We start from the raw sequence: 24,973 nt of genomic DNA on the forward strand, positions 1-24,973 counted from the left end.
TGTCGATGAAAACCCGCGGTTGAAAACGCAGACGGGCCGTACAAGGACGGCCCGTCTTCAACGCTGTGCCTCCCCGGCTGGACATCGCCCGAGGCGATCTCCAGCGGGAACGCCGGCCGCTTACAGGCGGCTGGCGATGGCCTGGGCGAAGCTCATGGTGGTGCCGGTGCCGCCGAGGTCGCCGGTCAGCGAATCCTTGGCTTCCATGGTCGCCACGATGGCCTTGCGCAGGCGCTCGGCGTTTTCCGGCTGGCCGACATGGTCCAGCATCTGTGCAGCTGCCAGCAGCAGCGCGCACGGGTTGGCCTTGCCCTGGCCGGCGATGTCCGGCGCGGTGCCGTGCACGGCTTCGAAGATCGCCGCGTCCTTGCCGATGTTGGCACCCGGGGCCAGGCCCAGGCCGCCGACGAGGCCGGCGCACAGGTCGGAGATGATGTCGCCGAACAGGTTGGTGGTCACGATCACGTCGAACTGTTCCGGACGCATCACCAGCTGCATGCAGCAGTTGTCGACGATCATTTCCTGGAACTCGATGTCCGGGTACTGCGCGGCCACTTCACGGGCGACGTTCAGGAACAGGCCCGAGGTCGACTTGATGATGTTGGCCTTGTGCACGGCGGTGACCTTCTTGCGGCCGACGCTGCGGGCCAGCTCGAAGGCGTAGCGCACGATGCGCTCGGAGCCCTTGCGGGTGATGCGGGTGCCGGAGAAGGCGGTCTCGCCGTCAGCCGAGACTTCCTGGCCTTCGGCCAGGTATGCACCTTCGGTGTTCTCACGAACGGTGATCAGGTCGACGTTGTCGAAACGCGACTTGGTGTTCGGGAAGGTGTGGGCCGGACGCACGTTGGCGTACAGGTCGAAGTGGCGGCGCAGGCTGACGTTGATCGAGGTGAAGCCACCACCGACCGGGGTGGTCAGCGGGCTCTTCAGCGCGACCTTGTTGCGCGCGATCGATTCCAGGGTCACCGCCGGCATCAGGTCGCCGTGCTTTTCCAGGGCCGCCAGGCCGGCGTCCGCATCTTCGTACTCCAGGCCAGCGTTGAGCTGGTCGAGGACGAACAGGGTGGCGTCCATGATTTCCGGGCCGATGCCGTCGCCGCGGATGACCGTAATTTTCTGCGTCATTGATCGATGTTCCGAACAGGGGGGAATACGCCGTCCGGACGTGCCCGGAAACGCCGGCGCTAAGGAAGTTTCACTCGCAATTATGCCTTACCCGGCTCGGAGACCCCAAATAGGCAATTAGTCCGAGCCGGGTAAGGCAGAATTGCCCGCGCATCCCACCTTATCCCCGCGCCTGTCGGCGCGCCCCCTTGAACAACAAGGGGGCTCCTGGGCTGTTGGATCGCGGGGAACGCCCCCGCGCGCTCGGTAGTGCCGGCCGCTGGCCGGCAGCCTCGGCCGTGTCCGATTCAGGCAATGCCGGCCAGCGGCAGGCGCTACCTCAGTGCTCGTGCGCTTCCGGGGCGGCGGCACCGCCTTCAAGCTGGTCGAGGAAGTCGACCGCGCGGCGCAGGTGCGGGATGACGATGGAACCGCCGACCACGAGGCCGACCGAGAAGGTCTCGAAGAACTCCTCGCGGGTCACGCCGGCGTCCTTGCACTGGGCCACGTGGTAGCTGATGCAGTCGTCGCAGCGCAGCACCATCGAGGCCACCAGGCCCAGCAGTTCCTTGGTCTTCACATCCAGGGCGCCGGCCTGGTAGGTCTGCGTGTCCAGGGCAAAGAAGCGCCGCACGACCTGGTTGGGCTCACCCAGGATGCGTTCGTTCATGCGCTTGCGGAAATCGGTGAATTCGGCGATGCGGTCCTTGCTGCCGTCGTCGGCCGCGCTCATGCGTGGCCCTGCCCGGCCAGCAGCGGCTCGAGCTTGCCTTCACGGTGCAGGGCCATCATGTCGTCGTAGCCGCCGACATGGACGTCGCCCACGAAGATCTGCGGCACGCTGGTGCGGCGGGTCAAGGCCATCATCTTCTCGCGCTCGACCGGATCCAGGTCGATGCGGACCTCGGTCCACTGCTGGTTCTTGCTCTTGAGGAAGTTCTTGGCGGCCACGCAGTACGGGCAGACGGCGGTGGAATAGATGGTGATGGCGGGCGAACCGCCGGTGGGCTGGGCTGTCACGGGAAACTCCACGATGGATCGACGGTCCATATATGGTACCGGTGCGCTGGAATTTCCACGCCACGACCGCAACACTGTGGATTAACGAATGGTTGCCCCCTGCCCTGCCACGCTTGGCGCGCCCTGCCCGAGGAACCCCCGCTTGCGAGCCCTGCTGCTGTCCACCGCCGTCACCCTTGCCCTGGCCATGCCGCTGGCCCAGGCCCAGGAGAAGCTGCCCGACATCGGCTCCTCGGCCGGCGAGCTGCTGACCCCGGCACGGCAGGCCGAGTACGGCGCGATGATGCTGCGTGAGCTGCGCAACTACGGCTACCTGCTGGACGACCCGCTGGTGAACGAGTGGCTGCAGACCATGGGCACCCGGCTGGGCTCCAACAGTGACCAGCCGCGCCAGCCCTATACGTTCTTCGTGATGAAGGACCGCCAGATCAACGCCTTCGCGACCCTGGGCGGTTACATCGGGGTCAATGCCGGCCTGGTGCTGACCGCCGAGCGCGAGGACGAGGTGGCGGCGGTGCTGTCCCACGAAATCGCCCACGTCACCCAGCAGCACGTGCTGCGTGGGGTCGAACGGGCCCAGCGTGACCAGATTCCGATCCTGCTGGGCATGCTGGCGGCGGTGGTGGCGGCCCAGGCCAGCGGCGGCAATTCCTCCGGCGACGCCACCATGGCCGCGATCAGCTCAGGCATGGGCCTGATGCAGCAGCGGCAGATCAACTACACCCGGTCCAACGAATCGGAAGCCGACCGCCTGGGCATCCGTACCCTGGCCCGCAGCGGCTACGACGTGGACGCCATGGCCGGCTTCTTCGAACGCATGTCGGCGGCGATGCGCGGCAACGACGGTGGCTATCGCGCACCGGACTTCCTGCAGACCCACCCGGTCAACACCACCCGCATCAGCGAGGCCAAGGCGCGGGCCGAGCAGATGAAGAAGGACACCGTGCTGCTGACCACCAGCACCCCCAGCGGCGAGCGCAAGGAGCGGGTGGACCCGGCCGACCCCAGCCTGGCCGAGCCCCTGCTGCGCGGCAACAACCCACTGCTGCCCGGCAACGTGCTGCGGGTGCCGATGGGCCAGCTCAGCCGCGGCGCCAGCGGCGAGTTCGACTGGGCGCGCGAGCGCCTGCGCGTGCTCAGTGCCGACACCACCCCGGACCTGGAACGCGAATACACCGACCTGGGCCGGCGCCAGAAGGACGGACTGACCGACGCCCAGCGCTACGGCCAGGCCCTGGCCACCCTGCGCGGCGGCCGCAGCGGCGCCACCCAGGCCCGCCAGGCCCTGGCGGCCCTGCTGCAGACCCACCCGGACAACCTGTTCGTGGCCCTGGCCTTGGCCGAGGCCGAATCCCGCTCGGGTCAGCCGGCACAGGCCAATGCCCGCTTCGAACAGCTGCTGCGCCAGCACCCCAACAGCCGGCCGGTGGCGCTCACCTATGCCGAGATCCTGAATGAACAGGGCGGCCGCGAGGCCGGCCAGCGCGCGCAGGCCATGCTGCGGCCCCTGCTGTCGCAAAGTGGTAACGATCCGGTATTCCAGCAGCGCTACGCCCGCGCCAGCGAGCTGGCCGGTGACAGCGTGCGGGCCAGCGAGGCCTACGCCGAAGCGGCCTTCCTCGGCGGCCGGCCCGAGCAGGCGCTGATGCAGCTGCAGGCGCTCAAGCGCAACCCGGAACTGGACTACGTGGGCCGGGCGCGGGTGGACGCGCGCATCGAGACCATCACCCCCACCGTGCTGGAGCTGCGCCGCCAGGGCGTGCAGGACCCGGACCTGGACCGGCGCTGAGTCCTGCATGACCGGTCGATGGCAGCCTGCGCATCTATCGGCCGGGTGGTCACAAACATGTCATCAAACCGTAGTCTACTGGCACCACTCCAGTAATCGAGCCCTACGGTGTCCTCGTGCAGAAACGCATCCTGATCGTCGATGACGAGCCCGCGATCCGTGAAATGGTCGCCTTCGCCCTTCGCAAGGGCGATTACGAACCTGTCCACGCCGGCGATGCCCGCGAGGCCCAGACCGCCATCGCCGATCGCGTCCCCGACCTGATCCTGCTGGACTGGATGCTGCCCGGCACCAGCGGCCTGGACCTGGCCCGCCGCTGGCGCAAGGAAACCCTGACCCGCGAAGTGCCGATCATCATGCTGACCGCGCGCGGCGAAGAAAATGACCGCGTCGGCGGCCTGGAAGCCGGCGTCGACGACTACGTGGTCAAGCCGTTCTCGGCACGCGAACTGCTGGCCCGCATCCGCGCGGTCATGCGTCGTGCCCGCGAGGACGACGAGGACGGCAGCGTGGCCGTCGGCCCGATCCGCATCGATGGCGCCGCCCACCGCGTGTTCGCCAACGAGCAGCCGGTGCCGATCGGCCCGACCGAATACCGCCTGCTGCACTTCTTCATGACCCACCCCGAGCGCGTCTACACCCGCGCCCAGCTGCTGGACCATGTCTGGGGCGGCAGCGTGTACGTGGAAGAGCGCACCATCGACGTGCACATCCGCCGCCTGCGCAAGACGCTGGAACCGTTCAATGCCGAGAACATGGTGCAGACCGTGCGCGGCGCCGGCTACCGCTTCTCCACCGCCACCTGAGCCTCGTCGTGCCGGCGCCGCGCACCTGCCGGTGCCGGCGTCGGCAACTCTGCTATAACCCTCGGTTCACCCGCGTGAACCGCCGCCTTCAACGACGAGACCGCAATGCCCCGCCACATCCGCTCCGCCTGGTTGAAGACGCTGGCCTCCGTGGCAGCGGTATTGGTGCTGGCCGGCGTGGTCGGGTGGTTGAGTGGACATCTGTGGCTGTGCATCGCACTGGGCGCGCTGGGCACCCTGGCCTGGCATTACTGGCGCCTGCGCACCGTGCTGCGCCGGCTGACCGCGCGCCAGCGCTGGGAAACCGCCGAAGAAGGTTCCGGCGTGTGGAACGAGCTGGACCGCCTGCTGTACCGCAACCAGGTGGAAATGCGCGTACGCAAGCGCCGCCTGCTGGACATGCTGCGCAGCTACCGCGCCGCGGCCGCCGCCCTGCCCGATGCAGTGGTGGTGCTGGACCGCAACAGCCAGCGCGTGCAGTGGTTCAACGAAGCAGCCACCGCGCTGCTGGGTCTGCACCACCCCGGTGACCTGGGCGAAGCCCTGGTCGAACGCCTGCAGCCGATGCCGCTGGCCCACTGGCTGGCCGGTGGCCGCAACGCCGAGCCGATCCTGGACGTGCCCTCGCCGGTGGACCCGGCGATCCGGCTGAACCTGCGCCTGATTCCCTATTCGTCGGACTACTGGCTGCTGATCGCCCGCGACGTCAGCAAGCTGCTGCGCCTGGAACAGGTGCGCCGCGACTTCGTGGCCAACGTGTCCCACGAGCTGCGCACGCCGCTCACCGTGGTGCACGGTTACCTGGACATGATGGACCCGGAAGACTTCCCCGGCACCGGCCCGATGCTGGAAGAAATGCGCAAGCAGAGCCAGCGCATGGCCCAGCTGGTGGAAGACCTGCTGACCCTGTCGCGGCTGGAATCGCAGGAACACAGCGAAGCGGAGACCGTGGCCATGCAGCCGATGCTGGCCACCCTGCGCCGCGAAGCCGAGGCGCACAGCCAGGGCCGCCACCAGATCAGCATCGACGACCTGGCCGGCGTGGACCTGCTGGGCTCGACCAAGGAACTGCACAGCGCGTTCTCCAACCTGGTCACCAACGCCGTGCGCTACACCCCGGCCGATGGCCGCATCGCGGTGGAGTTCCGCCGCGAGGGCGACGGCGCCGTGCTGGCCGTGCGTGACAGCGGCTACGGCATCCCCGCCACCCACCTGCCGCGCCTGACCGAACGTTTCTACCGCGTGTCCAGCAGCCGCTCGCGCGAGAGCGGTGGCACCGGCCTGGGCCTGTCCATCGTCAAGCACATCCTCGGCCTGCACCACGCACGGCTGGAGATCGAAAGCGAAGTGGGCAAGGGCTCGGTGTTCTCCTGTCATTTCGATGCCGACCACGTGCGCCCGCGCGAGTCCGCCCCCCTGACCTCCATCGAAGAATGAAGCCATGAGCAGCCTCGGATCCCTCCCCCTCCCCGTGAGCCCGGACAACGATCCACTGCGTGACCCGGCGCTCTACATCAACCGCGAACTGTCCCAGCTGGATTTCAACTTCCGCGTGCTGGCACAGGCGATGGACCCGCAGGTGCCGCTGCTGGAGCGCCTGCGCTTCATGTGCATCTCCTGCACCAACCTGGACGAGTTCTTCGAGATCCGCGCTGCGGCCGTGCGCCACGCACAGGAATTCGGCCTGCCGCCGGCCCCGGACGGCATGAGCCCGCAGACCATCCTCAACGCCATCCATGACCGCGCCGCCGAACTGGTGGACCAGCAGTACCGCTGCTGGAACCAGACGCTGCGCCCGGCGCTGGCCGAGGCCGGCATCGGCGTGCTCGGCCGCCACTCCTGGAACCACCGGCAGAAGCGCTGGCTGCGCGCGTACTTCCGCAACGAGATCATGCCGGTGCTGTCGCCACTGGGCCTGGACCCGGTGCATCCGTTCCCGAAGATCCTCAACAAGTCGCTGAACATCGTCGTCGTGCTGAAGGGCACCGATGCGTTCGGCCGCGCCGGCCACCTGGCCATCGTGCGCGCACCGCGTTCGCTGCCGCGCATCATCCAGCTGCCGGAAAGCCTGGGCGGCGGGCAGAACTTCGTGTTCCTGTCCTCGGTGCTGTCGGCCTTCGTCGACGAGCTGTTCCCGGGCCTGGAAGTCCAGGGTGCCTACCAGTTCCGCGTCACCCGCAATTCCGAGCTGGTGGTGGACGAGGAAGAAGTGGAGAACCTGGCGCTGGCCCTGCGCGATGAACTGGTCGACCGCGGCTACCGCCCGGCGGTGCGCCTGGAGATCGCCGAGGACACGCCGAAGGACATCGTGCGTACCCTGCTGCAGAACTTCGGCCTGACCGAAAACGCGGTGTACCGCATCGATGGCCCGGTCAACCTCAACCGCATCATCCAGCTGTACGACCTGGTGCCGCAGCCGGACCTGAAGTACCCGCCGATGAATCCGCGCACCCTGCGCGACAGCGACGGCATCTTCGAGATCACCCGGCGCCAGGACCTGCTGCTGCACCACCCGTTCGATGCCTTCACCGCCGTGCTGGACCTGATCAAGCAGGCCGCGGTGGACCCGAACGTGCTGGCGATCAAGCAGACCCTGTACCGCACCGGCAAGGATTCGCTGATCGTCGATGCGCTGATCCAGGCCGCCCGCAACGGCAAGGACGTGACGGTGGTGGTCGAGCTGCGCGCGCGCTTCGACGAAGAAGCCAACCTGGGACTGGCCGACCGCCTGCAGGAAGCCGGCGTGCAGGTGGTGTACGGCGTGGTCGGCTTCAAGACCCACGCCAAGATGCTGCTGATCGTGCGCCGCGAGGGCCGCAAGCTGCGCCGCTACGTGCACCTGGGCACCGGCAATTACCACAGTGGCACGGCCCGCGCCTACACCGACATCAGCCTGATCACCGCCGATGCGGACATCGGCAACGACGTGCACCTGCTGTTCCAGCAGCTGTCCGGGCTGGCCTCGAAGATGAAGCTCAAGCGCCTGCTGCAGTCGCCCTTCACCCTGCACACCGGCATCCTCAGCCGCATCGAACGCGAGACCCGCATCGCGGCCGCCGGGCGCCCGGCGCGCATCATCGCCAAGATGAATGCCTTGAACGAAGCGCAGGTGATCCGCGCGCTGTATGCTGCCTCGCAGGCCGGCGTGCAGATCGACCTGATCATCCGCGGCGCCTGCACCCTGCGCCCAAGCGTGCCGGGCGTGTCGGACAACATCCGCGTGCGCTCGATCGTCGGCCGGTTCCTGGAACACAGCCGCGTGTACTGGTTCGGCAACGACGGCGCCCCGGAAATGTACTGCGCCAGCGCCGACTGGCTGGAACGCAACCTGCTGCGCCGGGTCGAGACCTGCTTCCCGATCCTGGACCCGGAGCTGGCCAAGCGGGTCTACCGCGAAGTGCTGCAGAACTACCTGGACGACAACCTCAACGCCTGGGAACTGGACGCCGAAGGCATCTACCACAAGCGCGCCCCCGCCCACGACGAAGCGCCGCATTCGGCGCAGATGGCATTGATGCAAGGCCTGTAAGCTGCCTGGTGGGTCCCGACCGTTGGTCGGGGCACTGCAGGGTCTGTGATCCGGTAGGTGCCGACCGCTGGTCGGCACAACGCGCCCCGTGCATAACACCGGGGTCAGAGCCCGTTGCACAGCAACGGGATCCGACCCCTTGCCGGCCAGCGGCCGGCACTACCGAACGCCCCCGACAAAATGTGAAGGCGGCGCGGTGACGAGCACACCGCCCCTTCGGCTAACATTCGCCCATGCCGCATACCACCACGACTCCGCCCGCATTGCAGGATGGCGACCTGCTGGCCGCCATCGACCTTGGCTCCAATAGTTTCCACATGGTCATCGCGCGCTACACGCTCGGCCAGCTGCGGGTGATCGACCGCCTGCGCGAGACGGTGCGCATGGCCGATGGCCTGGATGGCAAGGGCGGCCTGTCCGCCGCCGCACGCCAGCGCGCGCTGGAATGCCTGGCCCGCTTCGGCCAGCGCATCCGCAACGTCCCGCCCCACCGCGTCCGCGCCCTGGCCACCAACACCGTGCGCCAGCTGCGTTCCCCGCAGTCGTTCCTGGTCCCGGCTGAAACCGCACTGGGCCATGCCATCGAAGTGGTCAGTGGCCGCGAAGAGGCGCGCCTGATCTACCTGGGCGTGGCCCACGCACAGCCGCCCAAGGCCGACCAGCGCCGCCTGGTGATCGACATCGGCGGCGGCTCCACCGAATTCATCATCGGCAAGGGCATGCAGACCCTGGAGCGCGAAAGCCTGCAGGCCGGCTGCATCGCCAGTACGCGGCGCTTCTTCCCCGGCGGCAAGCTCAGCCGCAAGCGCTGGAAAGACGCGCTGGCCGAGATCGGCCGCGAGTTCCAGCCCTTCGCCAGCAAGTACCGCGCGCTGGGCTGGCAGGAAGCACTGGGTTCGTCGGGTACGCACAAGGCGATCAGCGAGATCTGCGCCACGATGAAGCTGAGCAAGGGCGCGATCACCGCCGAGGCCCTGCCGCAGTTGCGCGACGAACTGCTGAAGGCCAAGAAGATCGACGACATCGTGCTGCCCGGCCTGTCCGCCGACCGCCGACCGATCATCGCCGGCGGCATCCTGGTGCTGGAGGCCGCCTTCCAGGCACTGGGCCTGCAGAAGCTGCTGGTCAGCAAGGCCGCCATGCGCGAAGGCATCCTCTATGACATCGTCGGCCGCGCCGGCGAGAACGACCCGCGCGACGAGTCGGTGGCCGCGCTGACCCAGCGCTATGGCATCGACACGGTGCAGGCCGACCGTGTGCGGGACACCGCACTGTCGCTGCTGGAGCAGGTGCAGGAACGCTGGAAGCTGGATGCCGACGATGCACGCATGCTCGGCTGGGCCGCACGCCTGCACGAGCTGGGCCTGATGATCGCCCACAGCGGCTACCACGTGCACGGCAGCTACGTGCTGGAAAACTCGGATATCGCCGGCTTCTCGCGGCAGGAGCAGCAGATGCTGGCCGCGCTGGTGCGCAGCCACCGCCGCAGCGTTGGCAAGTCCGCTTTCGATGCCCTGCCCGAGCGCCTGCTGCTGACCGCCCGCCGGCTGACCGCCCTGCTGCGGCTGGCCGTCCTGCTCAACCGCGCCCATGAGGACGTGCCGCCGCCGGCACTGGAACTGACCGCCGACGACGCGCGCCTGTCGCTGATCGTCCCGCAGGCCTTCATCGATGCCCGCCCCCTGCTGCGCGCGGACCTGATCGGCGAAACCGAAGGCCTGGCCGGCCTGGGCATCCAGTTCCGCCCCTTCGTGGCCTGACCCGCCCGCCCCCGCGCTGCGGGGGCGCCGAGGTCACAGACCGTTACAGTTCGCGCACGCGCCCCCGGATTGTCTGTTGCGATGCAACAGACGACACGGTTTGGCGCGTCCAACCCTTCTGCTAAGCGGCTGCTTTTGTTGGGCTTTCGTGAAACCGCAGGATGCGGTGCGATACAAATCGACACGACCTCTTTACATGGCATTAACCAACGAGACTACTATCGGGTCGTCGGTCCGGTTGTTGCCGGTCCGAATCTTCGACGCCCGTTTTGGCGTCCCTGCACGACCTGAGAGAGAGAGCTCGTCATGACTTCACGTACCACCGCCCTGGGCCAGGCCATCCGCTATGCCCTGGCGACCACTGCGACCCTGGCCGCCCTGCCGGCCTTCGCGCAGAGCGGCAGCAACGCTTCGCCGACCAACCTGGACCGCATCGAGATCACCGGTTCGCGCATCCGCCAGGTGGATGTGGAAACCGCCCAGCCGGTGCTGGCACTGACCCGCGTGGACATCGAACGCCAGGGTTTCAGCTCGGTCTCGGACATCCTGCAGAACGTGACCGCGATGGGCAGCCCGACCATCAGCCGCGCCAACGTGCTGTCGGCCGGTGAAGATGCCGGTGGTACCTACGTCAACATGCGCAACCTCGGCACCCAGCGCACCCTGGTGCTGGTCAACGGCAAGCGCCTGGGCATCAGCACCTCCGGCTACCAGGACGTGTCGACCCTGCCGGTGTCGGCGGTGGAACGCATCGAAGTGCTGAAGGACGGCGCCTCGGCCATCTACGGCTCGGACGCGATGGCCGGCGTGATCAACATCATCACCCGCACCAACGTCAGCGGCATCACCGCCAACGTGTACCACGGCCAGTACAGCGAGGGCGATGGCGCCCGCGATCGCTTCGACGTGGTTGCCGGCTGGTCCAACGACCGCTTCTCGGCCACCTTCGCCGCCGAGCATTCGGAAGAGAAGGCCGTGTGGGCGCGTGACCGTGGCTTCAGCGCCTACGGCAACACCGACCGCCACCCGACCGATGGCTGGACCACCAACAGCCAGTGGGGCCAGTTCTACGGTGTGAAGGGCGGCCCGGGCTGCACCAAGGCCGCCGGTTGCGACTACGCGCTCAACCGCGGCAGCGACCCGACCAACCCGGGCAACTACCACTTCACCGACCCGACCGCGTTCACCGGCGACGTCAGCAACACCAACGATCAGATGCACCTGAGCTATCCGATCAAGCGTGATTCGCTGTACTTCTCCGGCCACGCCAACATCACCGACAGCGTGCGCTTCAAGGCCGAACTGGGCTACAACAAGCGCACCTCGACCCGCGTCACCGCCGGCTATCCGTTCGACACCACCACCGCCAAGATCAACCAGATGGCGGTGGACAGCTACTTCAACCCGTTCGGCACCCAGCACAATTACGCCAACCCCACCGCCGTCAGCTGGAACCGCCGCCTGTGGGAAGTGCCGCGCACCAGCACCAGCGAACTGAAGACCTACCGTGCGGTCGCAGCGTTCGACGGTTCGTTTGAAGTCGGCGAGCGCTACTTCGATTGGGAAGTGGGCTACCAGTACAACAAGAACGAACTGAGCCAGCACACCACCGGCAACCTGCACAAGGGTCGCGTGCAGGCCGCCACCGGTCCGTCCTACCTCAACGCTGCCACCGGCAAGGTCGAGTGCGGCCGCCCGGGCGCGAAGATCGAAGGCTGCATGCCGTGGAATCCGCTGGTGCCCTACGGCGTGGAAAGCCCGTATGGCATGACCAACAACCAGGCCCTGCAGGACTGGCTGTTCCCGGCTGAGAACGCCACCGGCCGCACCACCTCCAAGAATGCCTTCGCCACCATCAGCGGCAGCCTGTTCACCCTGCCCGCCGGCGACCTCGGCTTCGCCTTCGGCCTGGAAAACCGCGAGGAAACCGGCAAGTTCGTGCCGGACCCGCTGGCCCAGACCGGTGCCACCACCAACCTGGCCGCCGGCCCGACCGGTGGCTCGTACAAGGTGAAGGAAGCCTACCTGGAGTTGAACGTGCCGGTGCTGTCCGACCTGCCGGGCGCGCGTGAGCTGAGCTTGAACGCGGCGACCCGCTTCTCCGACTACAACACCTTCGGCAACACGCTCAACAGCAAGTTCGGCTTCAAGTGGAAGCCGATCGACCAGCTGCTGGTCCGCGGTACCTGGGCCGAGGGCTTCCGTGCCCCGACCATCGCCGACCTGTACGGCGGCGGCTCGGAAACCTTCGCCAACTTCTCCGATCCCTGCGACAGCAAGTACGGCTCGGCCCGTACCAGCGCCGAAGTGCGCGCACGCTGTGCGAAGGACATCGCCGACGTGGCCAACTTCCGACAGCTGGACAACCGCAACCTGCCGACCGAAGGTTCGGTGGCAGCGACGCCGACGCCGTTCATCTCCGGCTCCAACCCGGACCTGAAGCCGGAAACCTCCACCAGCCGCACCCTGGGCGTGGTCTGGAGCCCGACCTTCATCAGCAACTTCAACGTTTCGCTGGACTGGTGGAAGATCCGCATCGACGACACCATCGTCGATGACAGCCCGAACCAGATCCTGATCGACTGCTACGAGCAGGGCCTGGCCGACCGTTGCGCCCGCTTCACCCGCAACGCGACCACCGGCATCGTCACCGGCCTGCGCTTCGGCAACCGCAACGCCGGTTTCGCCGAAGTCGAAGGCTACGACATGGACCTGACCTACCGCCTGGATACCGACTACGGCAAGCTGAGCACGTCGTGGTCGACCACCTACGTGGCCAACGACGTCTTCCGTTCGTCCAACGACGCCTCGATCGTGCCGACCGTCAACAACGGCATCGCCACCAACACCGGCATCGGCTTCCGCGTGCGCTCCAACCTGACCGTGGGCTGGGATGTGGAGAACTTCGGCGTGAGCTGGACCGCGCGCTACTACTCCAGCGTCAAGGAACAGTGCGTCAACCCGGCCAAGTACGCCGATGAGTGCTCCGACCTGGGCGTGTACGCGCCGTGGTACAAGGGCGCGCGCAACTACAACGAGCGTGGTTCGGTCACCTTCCACGACGTGCAGTTCCGCTACAACCTGCCGTGGGATGCCACCGTTTCGGTCGGCGCCAACAACGTCTTCGACAAGCAGGGCCCGGTCATGTACACCAAGCCGCGTTCGGTCTTCTCGTACTACGGTGGCTACGACATCGGTCGTTTCATCTACATGAAGTACACCCAGCGCTTCTGATCCATCGCTTCATTCCTGCACTGCAACCACGGCCCTTCGGGGCCGTGGTTTTTTTTGTTCCGCGCGCAGCCTGTCGCTATCCACTTCGTGCTGTGTCGCATCCGATCCGACGCCGGTGTCGCAACCCGCCAGACCTGATCGCCCCATTCACCCAGGCAATGCGCTGATTCCGCAGCGCTTTATGCAGAAGCGTCATTCCGTTTCCGCGTGCATTCGTTTCTTTTCCGTTTCCGTCCCGCCGGGCCTTCACTAGCTTCGAACATCCACCGCCTGCGGTGGCACCGGCGCCGTCCTTCAGGGCCGCGCATCGAAGACTTCGAAGAGAGAGAGACCCATGACCATCCGTATTCCCGAACTGGGGTTGGCGATCCGCCGCGCGCTGGCGATGACGGCCACCACTGCACTGGCCGTTCCCGCGCTGGCCCAGCAGGTGCCCGAGGCCACCACACTGGACCGCATCGAGATCACCGGCTCACGCATCCGCCAGGTCGACCTGGAAACCGCTCAACCGGTGCTGACCATCGGCCGCGCCGAGATCGACCGGCAGGGCTTCAATTCCGTCGCCGACATCCTGCAGAACCTCACCGCGATGGGCAGCCCGCCGCTGAGCCGCGCCAGTCCGCTCAGCGCCGGCGAGGCCGCCGGTGGCAGCTACGTGGACATGCGCGGCCTGGGCGCACAGCGCACGCTGGTGCTGGTCAACGGCAAGCGGCTGGGCATGACCACCAGCGGCTACCAGGACATGTCGTCGCTGCCTGCCGCTGCGGTGGAGCGCATCGAAGTGCTGAAGGACGGCGCATCGGCCATCTACGGTTCCGACGCGATGGCCGGCGTGGTCAACATCATCACCCGCCGCAACATCGAGGGCGTGGCCGCCAGCGTCTACCACGGCCAGTACAGCCAGGGCGACGGTGCGCGCACCCAGTACGACGTGGCCGCGGGCTGGTCCAACGACCGTGCCTCGCTCAGTTTCGTGGCCGAGCATGTCGAGGAAAAAGGCGTGTGGGCCAAGGACCGCGGCTTCAGTTCGTCCGCCTTCACCGACCGCCACCCGAACGATGGCTGGACCACGGTCAGCCAGTGGGGCCGCATCACCGGCTTCAAGGGCCCCGGCTGCACCGCCAGTCGAGGCTGCAGCTATTCGCTTGACCGCGGCAGCCCCCCCGGCGGTCCGGACAGCTTCCATATCAGCGACAACACGCCGTTCACCGGCGACGTCAGCAACAGCAACGAGCAGATGCACGTGCTGACGCCGATCAAGCGCGATTCGATCTTCGTCGATGCACGGATGGAGTTGACCGACCAGGTCCGCTTCAACACCCAGTTGGCCTGGAACCGGCGCACCACCACCCGGCAGGTCGCGGGCTATCCGTTCCAGACCGAAGTGGTCGGCATCACCCCGATGTCCGCCGACAGTTGGTTCAATCCGTTCGGCAGCCACCACGGCTACGCATCGCCCAGCGATGTGCACTGGAACCGTCGCATCTGGGAAATCCCCCGTGTCAGCACCAGTGAACTGACCACCTGGCAGGGCGTGGCGGCGTTCGAAGGCAACTTCGAACTCGGCGGGCGCGGTTTCGACTGGGAAGCCGGCTACCAGTACAACCGCAGCGAACTGTTCCAGCGCGCCACCGGCAACCTGCACAAGCAGCGCGTGGCCGACGCCACCGGGCCGTCCTTCTACAACCCGGCAACCGGCAAGGTCGAATGCGGAACGCCGGATGCCCCGATCGCCGGCTGCAAGCCCTGGAATCCACTGGTGCCCTATGGCCAGACCGATCCCTATGGCCTGACCGGCAACCAGGAACTGCAGGACTGGCTGTTCCCGGAAGAAACCACCCGCGGCCGCACCACCACCCGCAACCTGTTCGCCAACCTGAGTGGCAGCCTCGCCACCCTTCCCGCGGGCGAACTGGGCTTCGCGGTGGGCGCCGAAAGCCGCCGCGAAGATGGCCGCTTCATTCCCGACCCGCTGGCCCAGACCGGCGCCACCACCAACCTGGCGGCCGGGCCCACTGGTGGTGGTTACCGCGTCGACGAGGCCTACCTGGAGCTGAGCGTGCCGGTGCTGCGCGACCTGGCCGGTGCACGCGAGCTGACCCTGAGCGCGGCCACGCGCTATTCGGACTACACCACCTTCGGCGGTACCCTCAACAGCAAGTTCGGCTTCACCTGGAAGCCGATCGAACAACTGCTGGTGCGTGGCACCTGGGCCCAGGGCTTCCGCGCACCTACCATCGCCAATCTGTATGGCGGCGGCTCGGAAACCTTCACCACCGGCTTCCGCGACCCCTGCGACACCGTCTATGGCGCCGCCGCCAGCAACCCCGATGTCCGCGCGCGCTGTGCCGCCGATATCGCCAATGCCGACACCTACCGCCAGCTGGGCCAGGGCAACGAGCCGATCACCAGCAGCAGCGGCCAGACACCGCGCCCCTTCACCAACGGCTCAAACCCCGACCTGAAGCCGGAAACCTCGACCAGCCGCACGCTGGGCCTGGTCTGGAGCCCGATATTCGCCCAGGGGCTGAACATTGCGCTGGACTGGTGGAAGATCCGCATCGAGAACACCATCGTTGCCGACCATCCCAACGACATCCTGCGCGACTGCTACGAACTGGGCATCGCCGAACGCTGCACCGGTTTCAGCCGCGATCCGGAACTGGGCATCATCGACAAGCTGAAGTACGGCAGCCGCAACAGCGGCTTCCGCCAGGCCGAAGGCTATGACCTGGAACTCAGCCACCAGATCGACACCGGCTGGGGCAAGCTGCGCGCCGACTGGAAGACCACCTATGTGGTCAACGCCGAAGAGAAGACCACCAACGAAGCCGGCGTACCCGCCATCCCCAGCAATGGCATCGCCGGCAATGCCGGTATTGGCTTCCGCGTCCGCTCCAACGCCTCGCTCGGCTGGGAATACGGCGATTTCGGCCTGACCTGGGGCCTGCGCTACTTCTCTTCGGTGAAAGAACGCTGCCTCGATGCCAAGACCCATCCCGACGAATGTTCGCACCCGAACCAGCGCGCACCGTGGTTCAGCGGCAGCCGTGACTACAACCAGCGCGGCTCGGTCACCTTCCACGACGTGCAGGCACGCTACGCGCTGCCGTGGCAGGCCACCGTATCGATCGGTGCCAACAACGTGTTCGGTCGCCAGGGGCCGATCATGTACAGCCAGCCGAATTCGAACTACTCGTACTACGGCGGGTTCGACATCGGTCGTTTCATCTACATGAAATACCAGCAGCGCTTCTGATCCAACGCGCAGTGGATCAACGCGCTGTACGCCTGTCCCGCCACGGTCATCCACGGCCGTGGCGGGCCGGGCCCGGTCGGCCGTCATCTGCCGGTCGCAAAGCGGTCATGTGCGCTACATCGCCAGGCCCGAGCATGCCGGAAAACCGGAGGCCCGCCATGCGCCACGCCATCGTTACCGAGACCTACCCGCCGGAAGTCAACGGCGTTGCACTTACCGTGCAGGGCCTGGAGCAGGGATTGCGCGCGGCCGGGCACGAGGTCGACCTGATCCGTCCACGACAGGCCAGTGAAGCACTGGATTCGGCGCCCGGCACGCTGCTGGTGCCGGGCGCCGCCCTGCCCCGCTACCCGGGCCTGCGCTTCGGTCTGCCGGCCCCCATCCGCCTGGGCCGGCACTGGCAGCAGCAACGCCCCGACGCCCTTTACATCGCCACCGAGGGCCCGCTGGGCTGGTCGGCGCTGCGCACCGCGCGCCGCCTGGGCATTCCGGTGGCCACCGGCTTCCACACCCGCTTCGACGAATACCTGCCCGACTATGGCGTGGCCTGGCTGCAGTCGGCGGCGATGCGCTGGATGCGTCGCTTCCACAACCAGGCCGATGCGACCCTCGTGCCCACCCGCGAGCTGCAGCAGTTCCTTACCGAACAGGGCTTCGAACGCGTCCGCCTGCTGGCGCGCGCGGTGGACAGCCAGCAGTTCGACCCGGCCCGGCGCGACCCGGCGCTGCGCGAGGAATGGGGCGTGGACGGCAATGGCCTGGTCGCCATCTATGTCGGCCGCATCGCCGCTGAAAAGAATCTGGGCCTGGCAGTGAAAGCCTTCCGCCGCCTGCAGCAGGTGCGGCCGAAGGCGCGCTTCGTGTGGGTGGGCGATGGCCCGGCACGGGAAAAGCTGGCGCACGAGAATCCCGATTTCATCTTCTGCGGCATCCAGCGCGGCGATGCCCTGGCCCGCCACTTCGCCAGCGGCGATCTGTTCCTGTTTCCCAGCCGCAGCGAGACATTCGGCAACGTGACCCTGGAAAGCATGGCCAGTGGCCTGGCCACGGTGGCCTTCGACTACGGCGCCGCACGCGAGTACCTGCGCAACGGCGAAAACGGTGCGGCAGTGGACACCGACGAGCAGTTTGTCGATGCCGCCGTGCAGCTGGCCAGCGACGATGCGCTGCGCCGGGACCTGGGTGGCAACGCGGCCCGTGCGATGAAGCGCCTGCACCCGCAGCAGGTGGTGGCCGAATTCGAAACGCTGCTGGCCGAACTGGCCCAGGCACGGAGGACCGGGCATGCGCACAACGCCGCTTGAAGGACTGGCCGGCCGCGAAGCGCGGCTGTGCCGCCGGGCCAACCACTACTGCCGGCGCCGTCGCGTGCGCCGCCTGTTCTCGGTCATCAGCCGGCTGGGTGATGGCGTGTTCTGGTACGTGCTGATGGGCGCGCTGGTGCTGCTCGATGGCTTCGACGGCCTGCGCGCGTCGGTACACATGGCCGCCACCGGCCTGGCCGCCCTGCTGCTGTACAAAGGCCTGAAGCGCTGGACCCGTCGCCCGCGGCCGTATGCGGCCGATCTGCGCATCCGCGCCTGGGTGGCACCGCTGGACGAGTTCAGCTTCCCCTCCGGGCACACCCTGCACGCGGTGTCGTTCACCATCGTGGCGCTGGCCTACTACCCGTGGCTGGCCCCGCTGCTGGTGCCCTTCACCTTCGGCGTGGGCCTGTCGCGTGTCGTATTGGGCCTGCACTACCCCAGCGATGTACTCGCCGCCACCGGCATCGCCGCGCTGCTGGCGTCGGCCAGCCTGGCCTGGCTGCCGCTGCCGGTGTAGTTGCAGGGGTCGGATCCCTTTCCTGCGCAAAGGGCTCTGACCCCGGTCATGCCTGGCGGGCCGATGCCCTAGAATGCCCGCATGACGACGCTGTTCATTTCCGATCTGCACCTGGACCCCAGCCGTCCAGCCATCACCGACCTGTTCCTGCGCTTCCTGCGCGAGGACGCGCCCGGCGCGGATGCGCTGTACATCCTGGGCGACCTCTTCGAAGCCTGGATCGGCGATGACACGCCCTCGCCGGCGGCCGATGCGGTGGCCGATGCACTGAAGGTGCTGTCCGACAGCGGCGTGCCGGTGTTCTTCATCCGCGGCAACCGCGATTTCCTGCTGGGCGAGGACTATGCCCGCCGCGCCGGCCTGCGCATCCTGCCCGACCCGTGCGTGATCGAGCTGTATGGCCGCCCGGTGATGCTGCAGCACGGCGACCTGCTGTGCACCGACGACATTCCCTACCAGCAGTTCCGCGCGCAGACCCGCGATCCGGTGTTCCAGGCGCAGTTCCTGTCGCAGCCGCTGGCCGCGCGCATTGCGTTCGCACAGAAGGCACGTGATGCCAGCCAGGCGCGCCAGTCGGAAATGAAGCAGGGTGACCGCGCGCAGTTCGAAACGGTGACCGACGTGGCCCCGGCCGAAGTCGAGGCGACCTTCGTGCGCCATGGCGTGGAGACGATGATCCACGGCCACACCCACCGCCCGGCCATCCACACGCTGCAGGCCGGTGGCCGCAGCTGCACCCGCATCGTGCTGGGCGACTGGTACGAACAGGGCTCGGTACTGCGCGTGGATGCCGATGGCTGGCGCCTGGATGCCCTCACCCGCGGGTGAGGGAATGTGGGATGCCACCCCGGGTTGGCATCTGCCAGAGCGGGTCTTCGTGCCCTGGCAGACGCCGCGCCGGGTTGACGCTTGGCCTCAGCGGAAACCGGCCACCGTGTGCTTGGTGGTGACCAGCACGCGCTGGTTGTCGGCCGAACTGGCAATGCCCATGGGGATGCCGTTGTAGCTGATGTTCGGGTTGGACCAGTAGTTCAGGCGCGGGCAGCTGCGGGTGCAGTTGTAGGCCATGATCGTGCGCCAGCCGGTACCGGTGGCCGGTTCATAGCGGTAGCCATGGCCGAACGCGTACGGCGTGGTGCTGGAGTCGGTGGCGATGTCATGCCGCGCGCTCTGCAGGTGGCCGATCTCATGGGCGAAGGAGTAATAACCCGTCGCACAGTCCCAGTACACCGCAGCGAAGGCGGTGGATGCCGTCGAGCCGATGCCCGAGGCCAGGCCGCAGTAGCTGGCGTTGTTGATCAGCAGCACGCCCACATCGGCCGCCGTGTTGTTGCGGCTGGTGTGGATGCTGTCCATGTAGCCGTCGCTGGTGCTGCGGAAGCGCGTCAGGTCGGTGGTGAAGTTGCCCGACTCGGCATAGCTGGTGGTTTCATACCCGGCCAGCTGCATGGTGATGCCCACGTTGCTGTTGACGTAACCCTGGTTGGATTCGGCCACCGCCAACTGCACCAGCGACTGCATGTTGCCGCCATAGGCCGCTACGGCGGCATTGGTGGCGACCACCAGCACGCGGATCGTGGCCGGCGTACCCGATGACGCCTGGGCGATTCCGATGCGGTCGTTGTCCGGCATCGGGATCTTCGGCAGCTGGTTGTAGTCGGCCGGGTGCTCGGCCGGCATCCGTGATTCGTCCACTTCCACCAGGATGTGGCGCTCACCCAGCGGACGCAGGCGGTACAGCTTGCCGTCCTTGCGGATCGAACCGGTCAGCGTGTTGCCCGACCGCACCACGATGAGCGAATTACCCGGGTCATCCTGGCCGTTGGACGTGGCCTTCTGCAGCCGGTCCGAGGGCGTGCGGATCTGCCCGTACCAGACGCTGTCCCCCCCGGGCAACGCTTCGACCTTGCTGCGGGTCGCCTGCACCTGCTGCCCCAGCAGTTCGAATTCCAGCTGCGGCTGCGCGGTGGCGGCAGCATCGACACGCACTTCCTGCACGGCGGCGGTGGACGGCGTGGACAGCAGCCGCGCCAGCGCGGGATCGCTGCCGGCCGACGCCCGGCTGAGGATGGTCACCGGTTCGAACAACGGCGCGGCACTGGCCGCTGCCGCCACCGACAGACCCAACAACATGCCAACTGCCGCTTTACCCATCGATCTGGACATCATCTTGTCGCTCCTTGAAGTGAGGTGGACAGCGTTGATGCAGTCACGACCCGAGGTGTCGGGTTCGGCCATCTGGCCTGTGCCGGTCGTGTGATTACAAGGTGCGAAGGCAGGCAAAATCACGATCTGTGATCGACCGCATCACCGTTCAGGCAGGTCAAAAGCGTCACTACACGTCGCTAATACGCTATTTTCGCGCTACCGTGACGCGGCCACGACAGGGGATGCACATGCCACCAGGGCAGCACGGCGGGGACAGCAGCGGCGATGCCGGCACACTGCGCATCGGCCTGTTCTTCGATGGCACCCGCAACAACGCGCACAACCTTGCGCGCGGCCGCCCAAAGTCGCCACAGCCGCGCCCTGCCCTGCTGCGCGCCGACGATGATTCGACCTACCAGAGCCGACTGACCAGCAGCTACGACAACGGCACCACCAACATCGCGCGGCTGCAGGCGCTGTACCCGGACAGCCGCCGCGCTGCCGGCAGCGGGCCATCACTGTCGATCTACATTGAAGGTGTCGGCACCCGTGACGATGCCGAGGACGATCTGATCGGCCTCGCCTTCGGTATCGGGGCCAGCGGCGTACGCGCCAAAGTGCAGCGCGCGCTGCAGGAGCGGCTGCCGGCGGCCCTGGCCGAGCTGGCCACGCAGTGGCGCCTTCCGCTGCACAGCGTGCAGCTGGACCTGTTCGGGTACTCGCGCGGTGCGGCCGCGGCACGCGATGTTGCCAACCAGGTGCATGGCTGGGACGGGGCGCGCTGGCGGCAGCTGATGCAGCAGGCGGGCCTGGCCTGTGCCGCGGATTTTACCGTGCAGCGTCCCGCGCTGCGCTTCATCGGCCTGTTCGACACGGTGGTGGCGGTCAGCGGTGGCCGCGCCGACGAGCGGCCGCAGACGGCCCTGCCCGCAGGTATTGCCGCACGCGTGGTGCAGCTGGTCGCCCGCGATGAACACCGCCAGCATTACCCACTGACCAGCGTCGCCCCACCCCACGTGGAGATCGTGCTGCCCGGCGTACACGCCAACATCGGCGGTGGCTACGACCAGGGGGAGGAAGGCCCGAAACTGCTGGGCCGCCCACGTCGCCAGCAGGTGCGCCGCCCCGGCGTGGCCGACCTGCAGACACCGCCGCTGGCGATGCTGCAGGCAAGCACCGTGTATGCCGAGGCGCAGGCCGATGCCGAACGCTGGCGGCAGCAGCTGGGCTTGAACGACAAGGAAGTGTGGGTGGATGTCTGGCACCAGTGGCAGCAGCAGCGCCGCGCTGGCAGCCGCAGCGTGCTGCTTGCCCCGGTGCTGTATGTCACTGCTGCGGTGGTGCTGCGGCGGCGCATCGACTGGCGCTACCAGCTGATCGCGCTGCAGGTGATGCAGCAGCAGGCCAGCGCGGCCGGCGTGCGGTGGACCGCCGATGCGGCCAGCGTCGCCGGTGGGGAACTGCCGGCGGCCCTGCAGCCGATCGCGCGCCGGCTGGTGGCTGGCCAGGCGCTCACCCCCACCCAGGAAGCGTTGCTGCGCCGCCGCTACCTGATGCAGTCGGCACACTGGAATTTCGATGCGCTGGGCGATACCGCGCTGACCTATGCCGCCGATGCCGGCGTGAGTGAACTGCCCTACCGGCCCGGGCCGGGGTTGTTCTACATCAACCGGCCTACCGTGGATGGCAAGCGGGTGGTCCTGCCCAACACATGACGCGCATCCACGCATGGCGTGGATCTACTGGTGCCTGACACGCATCCACGCATGGCGTGGATCTACTGGCGTCTGACGCGCATCCACGCATGGCTTGGATCTACTGGTGCCTGACGCGCATCCACGCATGGCGTGGATCTACTGGTGCCTGACGCGCATTCATGCATGGCATGGATCTACTGGTGCCTGACGCGCATCCACGCATGGCGTGGATCTACTGGCGTCTGACGCGCATCCACGCATGGCGTGGATCTACTGGTGCCTGACGCGCATCCACGCATGGCGTGGATCTACTGGTGCCTGACGCGCATCCACGCATGGCGTGGATCTACTGGTGCCTGACGCGCATCCACGCATGGCGTGGATCTACTGGCGCCTGACGCGCATCCACGCATGGCGTGGATCTACTGGTGCCTGACGCGCATCCACGCATGGCGCCAGCCGGCGCGGATCAGCCCGCCTGTTCGATCAGGTTGGCCAGTTCGTCCGCATCGAAACCCGCCAGCAGGCGGGCTTCCAGATTGAAGGGGCCGTGCAGGTAGCCGCCGGCATACTCCAGCAGCAGTTCCTTGAAGCGTGCGCGCGGCTCGACGCCGGCGCGTTCGCAGTACCAGCGGTACCAGCGCGAACCGGCGGCGACGTGTGCCACTTCCTCACGCAGAATCACTTCCAGCACGTCGGCGGTTTCGCCATCGCCCACGTTGCGCAGCTTCTCGATCATGCCGGGCGTCACGTCCAGCCCGCGCGCTTCCAGCACGCGCGGCACCAGCGCCATGCGCGCCAGGCCATCGTGCGCGGTCTTCTCGCACATCTCCCACAGGCCGTTGTGCGCGGGGAAATCGGCGTACTCGTGGCCGTGCACCTGCAACCGCTCGCGCAGCAGCAGGAAGTGCCGCGACTCGTCATCGGCGCAGCTCACCCAGTCGGCATGGAATGCCGCCGGCAGGCCACGGAAGCGATAGACCGCATCCCAAGCCAGGTCGATCGCGTTCAGTTCGATATGGGCGATGGCGTGGATGAAGGCCGCGCGGCCCTCCACGCCCCCCAGCCCGCGCCGCGGCACTTCACGCGGGTGCACCAGCACCAGCTGCGGCGGCCGGCCCGGCATGCGGATCGGCTCCGGCGCGGGCGCATCGCTGGCCACCTTCAGGCGGCCGGCACGGAACGCGGCCGCATAGGCCTGGGTCAGCGCAACCTTGCGCAGCGGGTCGGCCTCGGCCAGACACTGCTGCGCAGCGCGCAGCAGGTCGCCCCCCACGTCGGGAATCTCCACCACGGCCTCGGCCTCAGGCGCGGCGCTTGTGCTTGGCATCGTCCGAACGCAGCTGCTGGATGCGCTCGAAGTAGCCCGGCTCGATGCCCGTCGGGTAATGGCCGTTGAAGCACGACGAATCGAAGTTGCGCAGCGCCGGGTTGCCTTCGCTCACCGCCGCTTCCATGTCCTCGATGTCCTGGTAGATCAGCCAGTCGCAGCCCAGGTGGGCTTCGATCTCTTCCACCGTGCGGTTGTGCGCGACCAGTTCCTCGGCCGCGGGCATGTCGATGCCGTAGATGTTGGGGAAGCGCACCGGCGGTGCGGCGCTGGCCAGGTAGACCTTGCGCGCGCCCGCATCACGGGCCATCTGCACGATCTGCTGGCTGGTGGTGCCACGCACGATCGAGTCATCCACCAGCAGCACCACGCGGTTGCGGAACTCCAGGTGGATCGGGTTGAGCTTGCGGCGCACCGACTTCACCCGCTCACCCTGGCCGGGCATGATGAAGGTGCGGCCAATGTAGCGGTTCTTGATGAAGCCTTCGCGGTACTTCACGCCCAGCACGTTGGAGATTTCCAGCGCGGCATCGCGCGAGGTATCCGGGATGGGAATGATCGTGTCGATGTCATGGTCCGGACGCAGGCGCAGGATCTTCTCGCCCAGCTTGATGCCCATGCGCATGCGCGCCTTGTGCACCGACACGTTGTCGATCATCGAATCGGGGCGTGCGAAGTACACGTATTCGAAGATGCACGGGGTGTGCTCGGCCGGCTCGGCACAGATTTCCGAGAACAGCTCGCCGCGCGCGGTGATCACCAGCGCTTCGCCCGGCTGCACGTCACGCACGCGCTGGAAGCCCAGCACGTCCAGCGCGGCCGATTCGGAGGCCACGATGTACTCGTCACCTTCGGCGTGGCTGCGCTTGCCCAGCACCAGCGGGCGGATGCCGTGCGGGTCGCGGAAGGCAACCAGGCCCAGGCCCAGCACCACGCTGACCACCGCATAGCCGCCCTTGCAGCGGCGGTGCACGCCGGCCACCGCGCGGATGGCCGCTTCCGGGCTGAGCTGGCGCTGCTGTTCCAGTTCGTAGGCGAACACGTTCAGCAGCACTTCGCTGTCCGAATCGGTGTTGACGTTGCGGCGGTCCTGCTCGAACACCTGCTGGCGCAGGGCTTCGGTATTGATCAGGTTGCCGTTGTGGGCCAGCGCGATGCCGTAGGGCGAATTGACGTAGAACGGCTGCGCCTCGTCCATGCCTTCCGAACCGGCGGTCGGGTAGCGCACATGGGCGATGCCGACGCTGCCTTCCAGGGTGGACATGGTGCGGGCATCGAACACATCGCGGACCAGACCGGTGGCCTTCTGCACCCGCAGGCGGCTGCCGTTGACGGTGGCGATGCCTGCTGCGTCCTGGCCGCGATGCTGGAGGACGGTCAAGCCGTCATACAACTGCCCGGCGACGTTCTGGTTGCCGACGATTCCGACGATGCCACACATGGTGCGAGGTCTCCGCTGGGCGGTGCCCAGTT

The 24,973-nt window shown here is 67.3% G+C and carries 17 protein-coding genes; 11 read left to right on the forward strand and 6 right to left on the reverse strand.

Annotated features, from left to right (window positions below; translation table 11 throughout):
* Nucleotides 1–120 precede the first annotated feature (120 nt).
* The 3 genes from ACM2ZB_RS10590 to grxC form a co-directional block, all read right to left on the reverse strand.
* Nucleotides 121–1,125, reverse strand: a complete 1,005-nt coding sequence (locus ACM2ZB_RS10590; protein ID WP_313206735.1) for an isocitrate dehydrogenase — start codon at nt 1,123–1,125, stop codon at nt 121–123.
* A gap of 319 nt (nt 1,126–1,444) precedes the next feature.
* A complete protein-coding gene (locus ACM2ZB_RS10595) occupies nt 1,445–1,837 on the reverse strand; it encodes a carboxymuconolactone decarboxylase family protein (protein ID WP_046986956.1) in 393 nt (130 codons plus the stop codon).
* Nucleotides 1,834–2,124, reverse strand: a complete 291-nt coding sequence (grxC, locus tag ACM2ZB_RS10600; RefSeq protein ID WP_416058454.1) for a glutaredoxin 3 — start codon at nt 2,122–2,124, stop codon at nt 1,834–1,836. Before grxC ends, ACM2ZB_RS10595 begins: the two co-directional genes overlap by 4 nt.
* Nucleotides 2,125–2,212: 88 nt before the next feature.
* Here grxC and ACM2ZB_RS10605 point away from each other — a divergent pair, with 88 nt between their 5' ends.
* From ACM2ZB_RS10605 to lpxH, 10 genes are all read left to right on the forward strand, one after another.
* Nucleotides 2,213–3,913, forward strand: coding sequence for a M48 family metalloprotease (locus ACM2ZB_RS10605; RefSeq protein ID WP_416058455.1), 1,701 nt, complete (start codon nt 2,213–2,215; stop codon nt 3,911–3,913).
* 116 nt (nt 3,914–4,029) lie between these two features.
* Nucleotides 4,030–4,719 carry a phosphate regulon transcriptional regulator PhoB gene (phoB, locus tag ACM2ZB_RS10610; protein ID WP_053519436.1) on the forward strand — a complete coding sequence of 230 codons (690 nt, stop codon included), beginning with the start codon at nt 4,030–4,032 and terminating at the stop codon, nt 4,717–4,719.
* A 105-nt stretch (nt 4,720–4,824) separates the two neighbouring features.
* Nucleotides 4,825–6,156, forward strand: coding sequence for a phosphate regulon sensor histidine kinase PhoR (gene phoR / locus ACM2ZB_RS10615; RefSeq protein WP_416058456.1), 1,332 nt, complete (start codon nt 4,825–4,827; stop codon nt 6,154–6,156).
* A gap of 4 nt (nt 6,157–6,160) precedes the next feature.
* Entirely contained in the window at nt 6,161–8,248 is a 2,088-nt protein-coding gene (gene ppk1, locus ACM2ZB_RS10620) for a polyphosphate kinase 1 (protein WP_416058457.1), read from the forward strand.
* Between the two features lie 233 nt (nt 8,249–8,481).
* Nucleotides 8,482–10,008: an exopolyphosphatase gene (ppx, locus tag ACM2ZB_RS10625; RefSeq protein WP_416058458.1), complete on the forward strand. Its 1,527-nt coding sequence runs from the start codon at nt 8,482–8,484 to the stop codon at nt 10,006–10,008.
* Between the two features lie 306 nt (nt 10,009–10,314).
* Nucleotides 10,315–13,242 (forward strand): TonB-dependent receptor domain-containing protein, encoded by a 2,928-nt coding sequence (locus ACM2ZB_RS10630; RefSeq protein WP_416058459.1) that lies wholly within the window; start codon nt 10,315–10,317, stop codon nt 13,240–13,242.
* 334 nt (nt 13,243–13,576) lie between these two features.
* Nucleotides 13,577–16,501, forward strand: a complete 2,925-nt coding sequence (locus tag ACM2ZB_RS10635) for a TonB-dependent receptor plug domain-containing protein (protein WP_416058460.1) — start codon at nt 13,577–13,579, stop codon at nt 16,499–16,501.
* Nucleotides 16,502–16,659: 158 nt separating this feature from the next.
* Nucleotides 16,660–17,805: a glycosyltransferase family 4 protein gene (locus tag ACM2ZB_RS10640; protein ID WP_416058461.1), complete on the forward strand. Its 1,146-nt coding sequence runs from the start codon at nt 16,660–16,662 to the stop codon at nt 17,803–17,805.
* On the forward strand, nt 17,786–18,325 hold the full coding sequence (locus ACM2ZB_RS10645) for a phosphatase PAP2 family protein (RefSeq protein WP_313434875.1): 540 nt from the start codon (nt 17,786–17,788) through the stop codon (nt 18,323–18,325). Before ACM2ZB_RS10640 ends, ACM2ZB_RS10645 begins: the two co-directional genes overlap by 20 nt.
* 81 nt (nt 18,326–18,406) lie before the next feature.
* Nucleotides 18,407–19,153 (forward strand): UDP-2,3-diacylglucosamine diphosphatase, encoded by a 747-nt coding sequence (gene lpxH / locus ACM2ZB_RS10650; protein ID WP_313434873.1) that lies wholly within the window; start codon nt 18,407–18,409, stop codon nt 19,151–19,153.
* Nucleotides 19,154–19,240: 87 nt separating this feature from the next.
* On the opposite strand, the gene ACM2ZB_RS10655 is transcribed toward lpxH, so the two are convergent.
* A complete protein-coding gene (locus tag ACM2ZB_RS10655; protein ID WP_416058462.1) occupies nt 19,241–20,494 on the reverse strand; it encodes a M12 family metallo-peptidase in 1,254 nt (417 codons plus the stop codon).
* A gap of 221 nt (nt 20,495–20,715) precedes the next feature.
* On the opposite strand from ACM2ZB_RS10655, the gene ACM2ZB_RS10660 reads away from it, so the two are divergent.
* On the forward strand, nt 20,716–22,188 hold the full coding sequence (locus ACM2ZB_RS10660) for a DUF2235 domain-containing protein (RefSeq protein ID WP_416058463.1): 1,473 nt from the start codon (nt 20,716–20,718) through the stop codon (nt 22,186–22,188).
* 451 nt (nt 22,189–22,639) lie between these two features.
* Here ACM2ZB_RS10660 and ACM2ZB_RS10665 read toward each other — a convergent pair whose 3' ends face one another.
* Nucleotides 22,640–23,464: a ferritin-like domain-containing protein gene (locus tag ACM2ZB_RS10665; protein WP_416058541.1), complete on the reverse strand. Its 825-nt coding sequence runs from the start codon at nt 23,462–23,464 to the stop codon at nt 22,640–22,642.
* 10 nt (nt 23,465–23,474) lie between these two features.
* Nucleotides 23,475–24,941, reverse strand: coding sequence for an amidophosphoribosyltransferase (purF, locus tag ACM2ZB_RS10670; RefSeq protein ID WP_313434867.1), 1,467 nt, complete (start codon nt 24,939–24,941; stop codon nt 23,475–23,477).
* Between the last annotated feature and the right edge of the window lie 32 nt (nt 24,942–24,973).

The sequence above is a fragment of the Stenotrophomonas maltophilia genome, from assembly GCF_047782825.1.
Classification (GTDB): Bacteria; Pseudomonadota; Gammaproteobacteria; order Xanthomonadales; family Xanthomonadaceae; genus Stenotrophomonas.

Excerpts from the sequence above, each read along its gene's own strand:
- ACM2ZB_RS10630 (WP_416058459.1), top strand. The coding sequence starts at position 10,315 with ATGACTTCACGTACCACCGCCCTGGGCCAGGCCATCCGCTATGCCCTG.
- ACM2ZB_RS10590 (WP_313206735.1), bottom strand. The coding sequence starts at position 1,125 with ATGACGCAGAAAATTACGGTCATCCGCGGCGACGGCATCGGCCCGGAA.
- purF (WP_313434867.1), bottom strand. The coding sequence starts at position 24,941 with ATGTGTGGCATCGTCGGAATCGTCGGCAACCAGAACGTCGCCGGGCAG.
- ppk1 (WP_416058457.1), top strand. The coding sequence starts at position 6,161 with ATGAGCAGCCTCGGATCCCTCCCCCTCCCCGTGAGCCCGGACAACGAT.
- ppx (WP_416058458.1), top strand. The coding sequence starts at position 8,482 with ATGCCGCATACCACCACGACTCCGCCCGCATTGCAGGATGGCGACCTG.
- ACM2ZB_RS10605 (WP_416058455.1), top strand. The coding sequence starts at position 2,213 with ATGGTTGCCCCCTGCCCTGCCACGCTTGGCGCGCCCTGCCCGAGGAAC.
- ACM2ZB_RS10645 (WP_313434875.1), top strand. The coding sequence starts at position 17,786 with ATGCGCACAACGCCGCTTGAAGGACTGGCCGGCCGCGAAGCGCGGCTG.
- ACM2ZB_RS10660 (WP_416058463.1), top strand. The coding sequence starts at position 20,716 with ATGCACATGCCACCAGGGCAGCACGGCGGGGACAGCAGCGGCGATGCC.
- ACM2ZB_RS10640 (WP_416058461.1), top strand. The coding sequence starts at position 16,660 with ATGCGCCACGCCATCGTTACCGAGACCTACCCGCCGGAAGTCAACGGC.
- ACM2ZB_RS10655 (WP_416058462.1), bottom strand. The coding sequence starts at position 20,494 with ATGATGTCCAGATCGATGGGTAAAGCGGCAGTTGGCATGTTGTTGGGT.
- lpxH (WP_313434873.1), top strand. The coding sequence starts at position 18,407 with ATGACGACGCTGTTCATTTCCGATCTGCACCTGGACCCCAGCCGTCCA.
- phoR (WP_416058456.1), top strand. The coding sequence starts at position 4,825 with ATGCCCCGCCACATCCGCTCCGCCTGGTTGAAGACGCTGGCCTCCGTG.
- ACM2ZB_RS10635 (WP_416058460.1), top strand. The coding sequence starts at position 13,577 with ATGACCATCCGTATTCCCGAACTGGGGTTGGCGATCCGCCGCGCGCTG.
- ACM2ZB_RS10595 (WP_046986956.1), bottom strand. The coding sequence starts at position 1,837 with ATGAGCGCGGCCGACGACGGCAGCAAGGACCGCATCGCCGAATTCACC.